The organism is Salipaludibacillus aurantiacus, assembly GCF_900111295.1.
Taxonomy (GTDB): domain Bacteria; phylum Bacillota; class Bacilli; order Bacillales; family Salisediminibacteriaceae; genus Salipaludibacillus; species Salipaludibacillus aurantiacus.
The window spans coordinates 1-13319 of sequence record NZ_FOGT01000019.1 but is presented as its reverse complement, the minus strand read 5'-3'; the positions used below and the strand labels follow the sequence as shown (position 1 = coordinate 13319).

Here is a 13319-nt window from a genome sequence, read left to right as displayed (position 1 = left end):
TCCTTTGTCGTCGAAATGACACAGAGGGGTTGAGTAAATGAAAAAAATCATTTCCTTGCTTATCTTATTGGCTGCTCTGACCGGCCTTCTTACAGCGTGTGGAGAAAAAAGCCAGGAAGACGTTATAGAGGATTTAGAGAGAACACTTGATGAACTGACAGGGTACAAGACGCAGGCTACAATGACGCTGCAGACAGGTGAAGAACCGCAGGTATACGAAGTTGAAGTGTGGTACAAAAGCCCTTCCTTTTACAGGGTGGCATTAAGTCATACTGAAAAAGACCAGAATCAGATTATTTTGCGGAATGAGGAAGGGGTTTTTGTACTCACCCCGGCCCTGAATAAAAGTTTCAGGTTCCAGAGTGACTGGCCTGAGAACAACAGCCAGGTTTACTTGTATGAATCCTTAATGAATGATATTTTGATGGATCCTGAACGGGTTTTTGCAGCAACAGAAGATCATTATACGTTCCAGACTAATACCACTTATACGAATAAAAATTTAAACCAGCAGGAGATAATGCTGCGTAAGAAAGATTTAACTCCTGCTTCAGTAAAGGTTATGGATGTTGAACTAAATGTTCTGGCTGAAGTGCTGTTTGATGACTTCCAACTGAACGCGGATTTCTCAGAAGGCGATTTTGATATGGACCGCAATATGACGGCAGCCCAGCTGCAAATGGATGTACCTGCCATGCTGGAAGAAGAGGGAGAGGCAGATAAAGAGTTTACAGTCTTCTATCCTATGTATGAGCCGCAGGGCACCCAGTTTTCTCATTCAGAAGAGGTTGTTTCGGATAATGGGAAAAGGGTTATCCTGAGCTATGAAGGAGACCAGCCGTTTACGCTAATTCAGCAGGGAAGCCGGGTCATGGAAGCGAGTACACCTGTTAAAATGTCAGAAGGGGAACCTGTTGATTTAGGAATGGCGGTCGGTGTTTTCACGCAGGACGGTGAAAACAAATCAGTTTCATGGTCATATGAAGGCACAGACTTTTTCCTTATATCCCAACATATGGAAAAAGAAGACTTGATGGCTGTAGCCCGGAGTGTCTATGGGACGCATGAAAAATAAATAATGAACGCATGGAAGCCTGAAATGCTTTCCGTGCGTTTTTTCTATTTTCAGTTTCATTCTTTTATCCAATTGACATTGGTAAGTTGTGCGATAATATTAAAACAGAAACTGAAAGTGTATAAGTACTGTTATTGGAGGAAGCAAAAGTGACACATTTACACCCTTTTTACAGAGATACGTGGGCTGAAATTAACTTAAATGCTATTTCAGAGAATGTTAAAAATATAAAGAATAATTTACCTCAGGACGTTGAAGTGATGGCTGTAGTTAAAGCCAACGCATATGGACATGGGGCAGAAGAGGTGGCCAGGGAAGCATTAAGCGCTGGGGCGACCTACCTGGGTGTGGCTATTCTTGATGAAGCCATTGCTTTGAGGAAGGCGGGGGTCGATGCTCCGTTATTAGTGCTTGGATTAATTCGTCCTGAAGACGTTCAGAAAGCGGCCGAACTGGATATTACAATTACCATTTTCCAAAAAGAATGGCTGGACAAAGCCGCCGGATTCCTTTCGGAGGAAGGCGAAGTAACGTGCCATATTAAGTTTGACTCCGGCATGGGCAGAATTGGCCTGAGGACACGGGAGGAAAAAGAGGAATTGATTAAAAGCCTTCAGGCCGCTCCTAACTTTAAGGTGGAAGGTTTATATACCCATTTAGCGACTGCCGATGAAAGAGATCTCTCCTATTATGAGAAACAGCAGCAGCGGTTTTCGCATATGATTAAGGAATTTGAAGAGTTATACGGGGAGGGAGTTAAGCTTAAACACTGCGGAAACAGTGCGGCGGCGCTCCGGTTTGGGACAGAGTGTTACAATCTCGTCCGTGTAGGTATTGCGATGTACGGGCTGTCACCGTCTGAAGCGATTAAAGATTTGGTCGAAGTACCGTTGAAAGAAGCTTTTTCTCTGCACAGCCGTATTACTCATATTAAAAAGCTTCCTAAAGGTGAAGGGCTGAGTTACGGAATTACTTATGAAACTGAGGGTGAGGAATGGATTGCTACTGTTCCTATCGGCTATGCTGACGGATGGATCCGCGCGAACCAGTCAGGGGATGTGCTTGTCAATGGCAAAAGGGCAAAGATTGTAGGACGGATTTGCATGGACCAGATGATGATCAGGTTAAATGAACGGGTTAAAGAAGGGACTCAGGTCACTCTGATCGGAAGAAATGGAGGGGCATTCCTCTCCGTCGATGAAGTAGCAAGACGCCTTCAAACAATTAATTATGAAATTCCGTGTATTATCAGCTACCGTGTACCAAGGGCTATCGAAAAAAATAATGAAATATTAAAAGTTCACAATAATATTTTTTAAAAGAAAAGGTTTTTCCCGATTTTTGGCGAATTAAACATAAAAGAATTTAAAAGTCACTTTGCAATGGCCCAATGCAAGTGATATGATAATAATGGATAAAAAATCGGTCGATAGCTGTGTGGAGGTGTTTTTGTGTCTATGGATAACACAAAAAAGATTATGGTTAATTTACCACAACATTTAGTCAATGAACTTGATGCACTAACTGAAGGAGCAGACATCAACCGCTGCGACGTTATTCAGAAAGCTACGAAGATTTATGTGCAGGAACAGAAGAAACAGCAAATCCGTGAGACAATGGAACAAGGGTATATGGAGATGGCGAAGATTAATTTAAATATTGCAACCGAGTCCTTTTTAGCGGAGGAGGAGGCTGAAAGCACGGTGGATCGCCTGGTTAGCGGGGTGTAAGGGATTGATAGTAAAGCGCGGTGATGTTTATTTTGCAGACCTTTCACCTGTAGTCGGGTCAGAACAAGGCGGGGTCAGACCTGTATTAATTATTCAAAATGATATAGGGAACCGGTTTAGTCCGACAGTCATAGTAGCAGCCATCACTGCTCAGATTCAAAAGGCTAAGCTGCCGACACATGTAGAAATTAACGCAAAACGGTACGGATTTGACCGTGATTCAGTCATATTACTGGAACAGGTCCGGACAATTGACAAACAGAGGTTAACAGATAAAATTACTCATCTAGATGATGATATGATGTTGAAAGTGAATGATGCACTTAATATCAGTATAGGTCTGATTGACTTTTAATATCATCTTGGGAAAGCTGCTTTTTAAACTGAAAAGCGGCTTTTTCTGTTTTCCCTTCACTGTGGCTTGCTTATGTGTCATTCAGCCACACTATAAATAAACAAGAGTGGAATTAATTGTTATCCCCTGTCCCCCTTCACATTTGCTTTGTTAAATAAGTGTTACAGAAAATCTGGAAGCCCCTCTTTCATTGCAATCTGTCTAAATCAATGAAATAATAAGATCATTACAGCTTAAAATGGAGGAAGACAGAATGAAACCATTTATTCGTGACATAATTTTAGAGCATAAAATAGAAATTATGGAAGAATGGCAAAAAGAGATTAATAAATTCAGAACAGATGATTCACTTCAGAATATTACAGATACGATGTATGAAAATACAAACAGGGAATTTGTAAACAAACTTATCTTAACAGTTCAGACTGAAGGTGGAGGCGATCACGATGAACTGATTCAGTTTGCAGAGCGCCTCATTCAGTTAGGATGGCCTTTGAATTATATAACGCGGGGCCTGCAGGAGTTTCGGAAAATTACGATAGAAACATTGTCTGAAACCTCGGACAACTACTGTAAGAGCATTGAATTTTTCCAGGAAATTGAAGACTGGATTGACGGAATTGTTAATTTGCTAGTTAATCAGTATTCAGGATCGTGGGAAAACACGGTGTTTTTACAAAAAATGGCGTTAAAAGAATTGTCAGCCCCATTGATTCCAGTATTTGATAATATCAGCGTCATGCCTTTAATTGGTACAATTGATACGGAGCGGGCAAAACTCATTATGGAAAATCTTCTTGACGGTGTGATTGAACACCGCTCTCAAGTTGTTTTAATAGATATTACAGGAGTGCCGGTCGTAGATACGATGGTTGCGCATCATATCATACAGGCATCTGAGGCAGTCAGATTAGTTGGAGCAAAGTGTATTCTTGTAGGCATAAGACCGGAAATCGCCCAGACTATTGTCAACCTTGGCATCGACTTAGGGAAGTTTCCAACTAAGAGCACGCTGAAAAAAGGAATTGAGTCTGCACTGGAACTAACAAAGAGACAAATAGTAGAAATTGAGCAATAAAGGAGGAACTGGCATTGCGAATTCCAATTCTGAAACTACACGATTATTTATTGATTTCTGTTCAAGTGGAGCTGGATGATCAGACAGCGCTCCAGTTCCAGGAAGATGTGTTAGGGAAAATCCACGAAGAAGGTTCAAGAGGTGTTGTAATAGATTTGACCTCTGTTGAAATGATTGATTCATTTATTGCTAAAGTTCTTGGTGACGTGGTGGATATGTCCAATCTTATGGGAGCTAAAGTTGTTTTAACTGGAATACAGCCGGCCGTTGCAATCACTTTGATTGATATGGGTATTGTCTTAGATGAAGTACCCACTGCATTGGACCTTGAGCAAGGGTTGGAGAGACTCCAGCTCGAATTGGAGGGTTGATATATGCAAGTCCAAACCCATGTAGATATCCACAGTGAGTGGGGGATAGTCGCTGCAAGACAAGCAGGACGCAAACTTGCACGCGAAATCGGGTTTGGTTCCGTTGATCAGGCGAGAATCACAACTGCGATTTCCGAACTAGCCAGAAATATATATTTATACGCTAATAAAGGGCAAATTCAAATTGAAGAAGTCACGGTTTCGGGGAAACGCGGTATCAAAATTATTGCCGTTGATGAAGGCCCCGGGATTAAAGACCTTCGCCGGGTGATGGAAGATGGTTTCACCACTTCAGGCGGATTGGGTGCAGGACTTCCGGGAGTGAAAAGATTAATGGACGAATTTGATATAGATTCAGAAATGAATGCCGGTACCTCGATTTCGGCAATTAAGTGGCTTCGTTAAAGGAGGTGCTGTTGCTTGGAAGAGACGAAGATTTCAATGTATCAATTATATAAAGATATGCTTACCAGTTATTTAAAAAACAAAAGTGAACATGCTCTGTATCATGCGCAGCAATTCAGCAAAGAGATGATGGAAAAAGATATGTCGCCAGAGGAAACGGTCAGTCTTCATCTCTCTGTCTTTCAGGAACTGGCAGAGGACCTTCCTGAAGAAGTAGTAGACTCCTTTGATTTATTGCTTGAAGTCATGATTGGTTATGGACTTGCTTACCGTGAACACCAAAGTCTTCGCGACCGGCAGCGTCAGATCGAGTCAGAGCTGAACGTTGCTGCAAGAATGCAAAAGTCCCTTCTGCCGAATGGAGAGATTTCCCTTGATTCGGTAGATCTTGGGGTAATTAGTGTGCCGGCAGGAAAAATGAGCGGTGATTACTATGACTATTCTTTAGATGAGCACGGCAATATTGGTGTAGCAGTAGCGGACGTGATCGGTAAAGGTGTGCCTGCTGCTATGAGTATGTCCATGATCAAATATGCCATGGATACGCTGCCTGAACAACGGCTTGAACCAGGTGCCCTTCTGGAAAGCTTAAACAGAGTGGTGGAAAGAAATATTGACTCGGATATGTTCATTACAATGATGTATGGATTCTATCACCCTGAAGAACATTATTTCAGTTATGCCAGTGCAGGCCATGAGCCTGGATTTGTCTATAACTTGGAAAAGGATTCATTTGAAAGCCTCGAAGCAAAAGGCCTCGTACTTGGTGTGTCCCCTAAAGTAAGGTACAAACCGGATGTCATCAACTTAAATGTAGGAGATTTTATTGTCCTGCTTTCAGACGGTGTAACTGAATGCCGTGTCGATGAGGAGTTTATCGAGAGGGAGCAGCTCGTTCAAATGATTCGTAAATATAAGCATTTGTCTGCCCAGGAAATTGTGGAACAAATTTATCAGGACCTGGAAAAAGCTCAGGAATTCCAGTTGAGGGATGACTTTACTCTTCTTATTTTACGCCGAAAGGTTTAAAAGCATCGCAAACGTGGTAAGTAGTTAAAGTGGAAAAACTTGAAGGTTGATATTTTAGGAGGGGAAAGAATGAATCTGGAAATAAATGTAACTGAGACGGATAATCAAAATGTAGCTTACCTATCTGGAGAAGTCGATGTTTATACGGCATCTAAATTAAAAGAAACGCTTACGCCTTTAGCTGAGCAGAGTGATAAGAATTTAATTGTAGATTTATCCGGTGTCGACTATATTGACAGTACCGGTTTGGGTATTTTTATTGGTACGCTTAAAACCACTGAAAAAACCGGAAACACATTAATGCTGACCGGATTAAATGAACGTGTACGCAGACTTTTTGAGATCACTGGGCTTAACGAAGTAATCGATATTGAGGTCGATAATAAAAGGGAGGAAGCTTAGTATGACTCGGACCTCTGATTCTATTGAAATGAAAGTGCCTGCTAAGCCTGAATATGTCGGAGTTGTCCGCTTGACTGTTTCAGGCATCGCAAACCGCCTTGGCTATTCATATGACGATATTGAAGATATCAAAATTGCTGTGGCGGAAGCGTGTACTAACGTAGTTAACCACGCTTACAACGAGGGCCAGGAAGGCAATGATATGCAAGTGAATTTCGGTGTGTATGAAGACCGGCTGGAACTGGTTATATCTGACCAAGGCGGAACGATAGACGTAGAAAAATTAAAACAAGAGCGCGGTCCCATTACTGAAAACCAGGCTATTGAAGATTTAAAGGAAGGAGGGCTTGGGCTCTTCTTAATCGAGACGTTAATGGACGAAGTGGAGATCCGCGGTGACTCAGGAGTTATGATAATCATGACAAAGTTCCTGCAGAGAGATGAGGTGGAACACCATGGCTATGGAGTCTCAAAGGAAATCCCCGAACAGCAGTAAAGAAAAGAATAAAGAAGAAATACTGAAATGGATTGAAGAATTTCAGCGTACAGGGGACGATGAACTCCAGACAAGACTGGTGAAAGAATATGAGAACCTTGTGCATTCTTTAGCAAGGAAATTTTCGCGTGGACAGCGTCATGATGAAGATTTAATTCAGGTAGGTATGATTGGTCTTCTGGCGGCTTTAAGGCGTTTTGACCATTCCTATGGAAGAAGTTTCGAATCATTTGCTGTCCCTACTATAGTCGGGGAAATTAAACGGTTTATCCGTGATAAGACCTGGAGTGTCCATGTTCCCCGGAGAATAAAAGAACTTGGTCCCAAAATTAAGGGAGCTGTGGAGGATCTCACGACTACTTTGCAGCGCTCGCCGAGAGTTGAAGAAATAGCAGATCACCTCGGCGTTTCTGAGGAAGAAGTACTGGAAACAATGGAAATGGGAAAAAGCTATCAGGCTCTTTCTGTTGACAGGTCAATCGAAGCAGATGACGAAGGAAGTGCAGTCACTTTACTCGATCTGGTCGGGTCAAGTGAAGAAGGCTATGAACAGACAGACCAGCAGATGCTTCTGGAAAAAGCATTTACTGTACTTACCGATCGTGAAAAGCAGATTTTACAGCTCACCTATTTTGAGAATTTAAGTCAAAAGGAAACCGGAGAAGAGCTGGGCATTTCGCAGATGCATGTCTCCAGGCTTCAACGGAGAGCTTTACAGAAACTGAGGGAATCCATACGTATAGAATCAACGGAGTGCTTATAAATGATTGAGCATCAAGTATTGAAAGAAATGGATATCAGTATTTACCAGGTCGCTAAAAAAGGAAACTGGTGCTCGGGTGACGCTTTTTATACTGTCCGCACAGACAATTATATATTATGTGCAATGGCTGACGGATTAGGCAGCGGTGAAGAAGCAATGAGCGCTTCTTCAGCTGCCATGTCAGTTATAAAGAAAGATCATGATCTGGATACAGAATCTTTAATGGACAAATGTAACCAGGTAATGTGGGGCACCCGCGGAGTAGTTTTAACCATTCTGAAGTTTGATTTTCGTTCAGGCGTCATTGAGTACACGAATGTAGGAAATATCTCCTGCACTTTTTACAAACCATCGGGAGAATTATACAGGCCTGTTCCAGTTAGAGGTTACTTGTCGGGTAAGAAGAAAAAATTCAAAACCCAGCGAATCCCTTACGAAAAAGATACAGTTTTTATTATTTATTCAGACGGAGTGGTATTTGATCCGGTATATCATGCTCTTTTTTCCAAAAAAGACACTCCGGAAAGGATGCTTAACAGAGTCGTAGATTTAATGGAAGAATCTAATGATGACACAACCCTACTTGTAGGCAAAGTTAACTGATTTATCCCGCAAAAAGCCGGACCATCGAAAAGATTTCGATGGTCCGGCTTTTTGTATTGAAACAGCAGTTCTTTAAAGGTGGTTGCCCCGGGCATAATTCAGGTATAATCTATGGAGTATACCTGTGTTATTAATGTGCTGATTATAAGGGGGAAGGTATAAGGGAAATTAAGACCTTCGCCATCAGGCGGCAGTGTGCAAGTTTTTTAACTGATATACATAATGGAGGAGATAATACATGGAATGGCACGAACAGCAGCTGAATATTCTTAAGCTCGTAGCAGGAAAAATAAAACTTCAGGAAAACCGGGTTAAAAACGTGATAGAAATGTCAGAAGAAGGCAACACAGTTCCGTTTATAGCTAGGTACAGAAAAGAAATGACTGGAGGCATGGACGAAGAGCAGATTAGGAGTATTCTTGAAGCCTGGGAATATGGTTCAGCTCTTGCGAAACGCAAAGATGAAGTCATTCGTTTAATTGAAGAACAGGAAAAAATGACACCTGAACTGAAAAAAGAGATTTTAAAAGCTGAAAAGCTTCAGGAAGTTGAGGACTTGTACAGGCCTTACAAACAAAAACGCAAAACAAAAGCTTCAGCAGCCAAAGAAAAAGGACTTGAACCTCTTGCTCAATGGCTTTTATCCTTACCTTCTTCAGGAAATGCAGAGAAAGAAGCGGAGAAGTATATTGACGAAGAAAAAGGCGTTAATAATACTGAAGAAGCGCTTCAGGGAGCTAAAGATATCATCAGTGAATTCATATCTGATGACCCGTCTATCCGTAAAAAGGTAAGGGAGCTGACCTTTAAAGATGGTAAACTGACATCTGAAAGAAAGCCTAAAGCTGAAGATGAGAAAGAAATTTTTGAAATGTATTATGATTATTCCGAACAAGTACAAAAGATCGTGCCGCACCGGGTCCTTGCGCTGAACCGCGGGGAAAAAGAAGGTGTATTAAAAGTGGCTGTAGAAGCGCCGGCAGACCGGATTTTAAGCTGGATTGAAAGACAGATTCTTAAGAACAGACAGACTGTCGTGAAGGACCTGCTGACAGAGGCTGTAGAAGATGGCTATAAACGGCTGATCCAGCCTTCAGTGGAAAGAGAAATTAGAAAAGAGGCCAGTGAAAAAGCTGAAGAGCAGGCTATCCACATTTTTTCCGAGAACTTAAGAAACCTGCTGCTGCAGCCGCCGTTAAAGGGAAGAACGGTTCTGGGTGTTGATCCGGCATACCGCACCGGGTGCAAACTGGCTGTTGTTGACGACACAGGTAAGATGCTTGAAGTGGGCGTCATTTATCCAACGAAGCCATGGAACAAAGTAGAAGAGGGGAAAAAGGCAGTGAAAAAACTGTTAAAAACCTACGGCATCGAAATGATTGCTATTGGCAACGGGACAGCCTCGAGAGAAACAGAGCAGTTTATTGCCGACCTTATAAAGGAAGTAGATGAGGAAGTTTTTTATCTTATTGTTAATGAAGCGGGAGCAAGTGTTTACTCGGCATCAAAGCTTGCTAAGGAAGAATTTCCTGACCTTCAAGTAGAGGAGAGGAGCGCTGTTTCTATAGCCCGCCGTATTCAGGATCCTCTTGCGGAGCTTGTGAAAATCGACCCTAAATCTGTAGGGGTCGGGCAGTACCAGCATGATGTGACGCAGTCCAAGCTGAATGACAGCCTGACTTTCGTTGTAGAAACGGTAGTTAACCAGGTTGGGGTAAACGTGAATACAGCTTCGTCTTCTTTATTGCAGTATGTGTCAGGCTTATCGAAAAGCGTAGCCAACAATATAGTTAAACGGAGAGAAGAAGAAGGGAAATTCACCAGCCGCACTCAATTGAAAAAGGTGCCGAGGCTGGGGGCTAAAACATATGAGCAAAGTATCGGCTTTATCAGGGTGCCGGATGGGGAACAGCCGCTCGACCAAACGGCCATCCACCCGGAAAGTTATCCAGTGACGAAAAAAATAATGAAGGAGCTGGATATTGCAGTAGGCGGGATAGGAACTGAAGAAGTGAAAACTAAACTTTCTTCAGTTGATGTTCAGCATCTCGCAGAAAAATATGAAGTGGGTGTGCCGACGCTGCAAGATATTCTCGATGCTTTGAGCCAGCCTGGGCGTGACCCGCGTGATGAAATAGAGAAACCTTTATTGAAAACAGATGTTCTCTCCATGGAAGACCTCTCCAGGGGGATGGAACTGCAAGGCACTGTAAGGAACGTAGTGGATTTCGGCGCATTCGTGGATATTGGAGTAAAACAAGATGGACTCGTCCATATTTCCAAACTGGCAAGACGTTTTGTTAAACATCCAATGGAATTGGTATCTGTGGGAGATTTAGTCACCGTATGGGTGGAAGATGTCGATGTGAAGAAAGGCCGGGTTGCTCTGACAATGCTTCAACCTGAAAATCAGCCTTCTTCATAAAAAAGGCTGGGACAAAACTAAAAACAAGTTTGTAAAAGACGAACCATATTTTTTATCAGAAAGGCGTGTCACTTTTAGTTTTACCAGTTATTCAATAGCCTCAGCTTTTTTGATTGAAGGACAGAAGGCGGCGACGCCAGAGGGAGTATGCGCAGTCAGAAGATCCAATTCAACGAAGCTTCAGGCTGAGTTGAATTTAGCTGAAGACAAGCCCCTTGGCAAGCGTCCGCCTGGCGGACTGAAATCACTCCTTTTCCCAAAAAGAACAGCCGGACAAAATCGAAAATTTTGTTCGGCTTTCTTTATGATTACTATTCTTTTGTCCCGGCCGCTTTTTTATTAATTGACAGAGAGAGGAGGGAGAGTAGCTGGGCTGGTTAATAAAACAGTGCATGTATGTGTTTAAGGCGGTCTTTTATAAGCGAAAAGCATGGCGGCACCATGCTTTAGCTTTATTTATGTGCTCGCAGTCAGAGGCGGGACGCTTTAATCTGCATTAGAACGTGAGTTTTTATAATAAAACCAGCATTGGTTAAGGACTTTTATTCTCCTTAAATCTCTTCGGTCATAAGCTTCCTGTAACTGCCGCTTTAACCAGGACGGCATCTGAATTTCCCCCTTTCGTTCAGTTGTGATTTTTCCTGTAAAAGTAGTAGTATTAGTAGTGTATGAACGAAAGGTTGGCCAGGATTTTAAAATATGAAAATTTTTTACAAGGAGTTTCATTGGATGACTAATGACGAGCTGCAAACATTGACAGAAAAAATATCGTTAGAGTTTTTTAAAGAACCATTCAGGCATACAGCTTTCTTTAATAAACGATTACGAACAACCGGGGGCAGATATTCATTAAACTCCCACCATATTGAAATTAATCCGAAACATTTACAGTACTATGGAGAAGATGAACTGGTCAGTATTATCAAACATGAACTCTGCCACTATCACTTGCATTTGCAGGGAAAAGGATACCAGCACAAAGACAGGGATTTTAAAGTGCTGCTGAAGAAGGTGGGCGGGAGCCGGCATTGTCAGTCCATTCCCCAGGCGAGGAATGAGGTACGGACGCTGCACTTATACAGCTGTACAAAGTGCGGAACAGAATTCCGCCGGAAGCGGCGTATTAATACAAAACGGTTCGTTTGCGGAAAGTGCAAAGGCACCCTGAAAAAAATTAAAACAAGGTCTTTAAAAAGTCATTGACGAGTGATAATATCATATGGTACATTATAAAAGTCGCTGACAAAACAGCCCGTAAAAAAAGCTGTTGACAATTTCGGGTAAATCAGTTACAATGTAATTCGTCCTTGAGAAAATAGCGATTACATAAGCTCGGAACACAAAGAGATTCGCAGCTTAAAGCATTATTCCACAGTAGCTCAGTGGTAGAGCAATCGGCTGTTAACCGATCGGTCGTAGGTTCGAATCCTACCTGTGGAGCCATACGGAGAAGTACTCAAGTGGCTGAAGAGGCGCCCCTGCTAAGGGTGTAGGTCGCGCAAGCGGCGCGAGGGTTCAAATCCCTCCTTCTCCGCCAGTAACGTTCTTTCATTTACTGGCCCGTTGGTCAAGTGGTTAAGACACCGCCCTTTCACGGCGGTAACACGGGTTCGAATCCCGTACGGGTCACCATACATAGTGGAGGATTAGCTCAGTTGGGAGAGCATCTGCCTTACAAGCAGGGGGTCGGCGGTTCGAGCCCGTCATCCTCCACCATTAATTTTCATATTTTTTATTATTTGAGTGGTCCCGTGGTGTAGCGGTTAACATGCCTGCCTGTCACGCAGGAGATCGCGGGTTCGATTCCCGTCGGGACCGCCATTGATGATGCGGGTGTGGTGGAACTGGCAGACACGCTAGACTTAGGATCTAGTGCCTTCGGGCGTGGGGGTTCGACTCCCTTCACCCGCACCATTTAATTAAATATTTCAAGGTGTTAAGCGGTCGTGGCGGAATGGCAGACGCGCTAGGTTGAGGGCCTAGTGGGAGAGATCCCGTGGAAGTTCGACTCTTCTCGACCGCACCATATTATATTTAATAGTTTTTCATTTACATATTCTGCTTTTAAAAAAGTGTCGGTTGCAACAACAAAATACGGCATTTGAAATCGGGAAGTAGCTCAGCTTGGCAGAGCACTTGGTTTGGGACCAAGGGGTCGCAGGTTCAAATCCTGTCTTCCCGACCATTTTTATTTTACAAGTATAATTATTATTTATTATGCGGGTGTAGTTTAGTGGTAAAACCTCAGCCTTCCAAGCTGATGACGAGGGTTCGATTCCCTTCACCCGCTCCAAAAAATTATTTTAAAAAAACTCTTGCATCATCACACTGTTACATGATATAGTAACTAATGTTGCTTGAGGGCCTGTAGCTCAGCTGGTTAGAGCGCACGCCTGATAAGCGTGAGGTCGGTGGTTCGAGTCCACTCAGGCCCACCATTTATATTGACCTTTGAAAACTAAACAAAAAGCCAAGCGAAGAGGGATATTTAAATATCCCGTCAATGAATTATTTTTATTTTGATGTCAGAGACATCGAACTCTTTTATGGAGAGTTTGATCCTGGCTCAGGACGAACGCTGGCGGCG

The 13319-nt window shown here is 42.7% G+C and carries 15 protein-coding genes and 10 tRNA genes; 24 read left to right on the top strand and 1 reads right to left on the bottom strand.

Annotation, left to right across the window (positions count from 1 at the left end; all coding sequences use genetic code 11):
- Positions 1-37: 37 nt before the first annotated feature.
- The 13 genes from BMW59_RS17975 (at position 38) to BMW59_RS17915 (ending at position 10732) form a co-directional block, all read left to right on the top strand.
- A complete protein-coding gene (locus BMW59_RS17975; RefSeq protein WP_093055077.1) occupies positions 38-1075 on the top strand; it encodes a LolA family protein in 1038 nt (345 codons plus the stop codon).
- A 149-nt stretch (positions 1076-1224) separates the two neighbouring features.
- A complete protein-coding gene (alr, locus tag BMW59_RS17970) occupies positions 1225-2394 on the top strand; it encodes an alanine racemase (protein WP_093055075.1) in 1170 nt (389 codons plus the stop codon).
- Positions 2395-2532: 138 nt separating this feature from the next.
- Positions 2533-2805 (top strand): antitoxin, encoded by a 273-nt coding sequence (locus tag BMW59_RS17965; protein WP_177174426.1) that lies wholly within the window; start codon positions 2533-2535, stop codon positions 2803-2805.
- Between the two features lie 4 nt (positions 2806-2809).
- Complete coding sequence (locus BMW59_RS17960; RefSeq protein ID WP_093055071.1) at positions 2810-3160, top strand: type II toxin-antitoxin system PemK/MazF family toxin; 351 nt, start codon at positions 2810-2812, stop codon at positions 3158-3160.
- A gap of 253 nt (positions 3161-3413) precedes the next feature.
- Positions 3414-4238, top strand: coding sequence for an RsbT co-antagonist protein RsbRA (locus BMW59_RS17955; RefSeq protein ID WP_093055069.1), 825 nt, complete (start codon positions 3414-3416; stop codon positions 4236-4238).
- Between the two features lie 14 nt (positions 4239-4252).
- A complete protein-coding gene (locus BMW59_RS17950) occupies positions 4253-4609 on the top strand; it encodes an STAS domain-containing protein (RefSeq protein WP_093055067.1) in 357 nt (118 codons plus the stop codon).
- A gap of 3 nt (positions 4610-4612) precedes the next feature.
- Positions 4613-5014 carry an anti-sigma regulatory factor gene (locus BMW59_RS17945; protein WP_093055065.1) on the top strand — a complete coding sequence of 134 codons (402 nt, stop codon included), beginning with the start codon at positions 4613-4615 and terminating at the stop codon, positions 5012-5014.
- A 15-nt stretch (positions 5015-5029) separates the two neighbouring features.
- Positions 5030-6043 carry a PP2C family protein-serine/threonine phosphatase gene (locus BMW59_RS17940; protein WP_093055062.1) on the top strand — a complete coding sequence of 338 codons (1014 nt, stop codon included), beginning with the start codon at positions 5030-5032 and terminating at the stop codon, positions 6041-6043.
- 69 nt (positions 6044-6112) lie between these two features.
- The gene (locus BMW59_RS17935; RefSeq protein WP_093055060.1) at positions 6113-6445 is read left to right on the top strand and encodes an STAS domain-containing protein; all 333 of its coding nucleotides are present in this window, start codon (positions 6113-6115) and stop codon (positions 6443-6445) included.
- Position 6446: 1 nt separating this feature from the next.
- Positions 6447-6941 (top strand): anti-sigma B factor RsbW, encoded by a 495-nt coding sequence (gene rsbW / locus BMW59_RS17930; RefSeq protein WP_093055058.1) that lies wholly within the window; start codon positions 6447-6449, stop codon positions 6939-6941.
- Positions 6901-7704: an RNA polymerase sigma factor SigB gene (sigB, locus tag BMW59_RS17925; RefSeq protein WP_093055056.1), complete on the top strand. Its 804-nt coding sequence runs from the start codon at positions 6901-6903 to the stop codon at positions 7702-7704. The genes rsbW and sigB overlap by 41 nt, the downstream gene beginning before the upstream one ends.
- Entirely contained in the window at positions 7705-8307 is a 603-nt protein-coding gene (locus BMW59_RS17920; protein ID WP_093055054.1) for a SpoIIE family protein phosphatase, read from the top strand. It begins immediately after the preceding gene.
- 238 nt (positions 8308-8545) lie between these two features.
- The gene (locus BMW59_RS17915; protein ID WP_093055052.1) at positions 8546-10732 is read left to right on the top strand and encodes a Tex family protein; all 2187 of its coding nucleotides are present in this window, start codon (positions 8546-8548) and stop codon (positions 10730-10732) included.
- A gap of 486 nt (positions 10733-11218) precedes the next feature.
- Here BMW59_RS17915 and cmpA read toward each other — a convergent pair whose 3' ends face one another.
- Positions 11219-11338: a cortex morphogenetic protein CmpA gene (cmpA, locus tag BMW59_RS17910; protein ID WP_093055050.1), complete on the bottom strand. Its 120-nt coding sequence runs from the start codon at positions 11336-11338 to the stop codon at positions 11219-11221.
- Positions 11339-11461: 123 nt separating this feature from the next.
- Here cmpA and BMW59_RS17905 point away from each other — a divergent pair, with 123 nt between their 5' ends.
- From BMW59_RS17905 to BMW59_RS17855, 11 genes are all read left to right on the top strand, one after another.
- Positions 11462-11935, top strand: coding sequence for a SprT family protein (locus BMW59_RS17905; protein WP_093055048.1), 474 nt, complete (start codon positions 11462-11464; stop codon positions 11933-11935).
- A gap of 165 nt (positions 11936-12100) precedes the next feature.
- Positions 12101-12175: transfer RNA gene (locus tag BMW59_RS17900), tRNA-Asn, on the top strand.
- Between the two features lie 3 nt (positions 12176-12178).
- Positions 12179-12269 (top strand) — tRNA-Ser (locus BMW59_RS17895).
- 20 nt (positions 12270-12289) lie between these two features.
- A tRNA-Glu gene (locus BMW59_RS17890) sits at positions 12290-12364 on the top strand.
- An 8-nt stretch (positions 12365-12372) separates the two neighbouring features.
- Positions 12373-12448 (top strand) — tRNA-Val (locus BMW59_RS17885).
- Between the two features lie 29 nt (positions 12449-12477).
- Positions 12478-12553 (top strand) — tRNA-Asp (locus tag BMW59_RS17880).
- A gap of 8 nt (positions 12554-12561) precedes the next feature.
- Positions 12562-12646 (top strand) — tRNA-Leu (locus BMW59_RS17875).
- A gap of 26 nt (positions 12647-12672) precedes the next feature.
- A tRNA-Leu gene (locus BMW59_RS17870) sits at positions 12673-12758 on the top strand.
- Positions 12759-12840: 82 nt separating this feature from the next.
- Positions 12841-12917 (top strand) — tRNA-Pro (locus BMW59_RS17865).
- 34 nt (positions 12918-12951) lie between these two features.
- Positions 12952-13025 (top strand) — tRNA-Gly (locus tag BMW59_RS17860).
- Between the two features lie 68 nt (positions 13026-13093).
- Positions 13094-13170, top strand: a tRNA-Ile gene (locus BMW59_RS17855).
- The last annotated feature ends 149 nt before the right edge of the window (positions 13171-13319 follow it).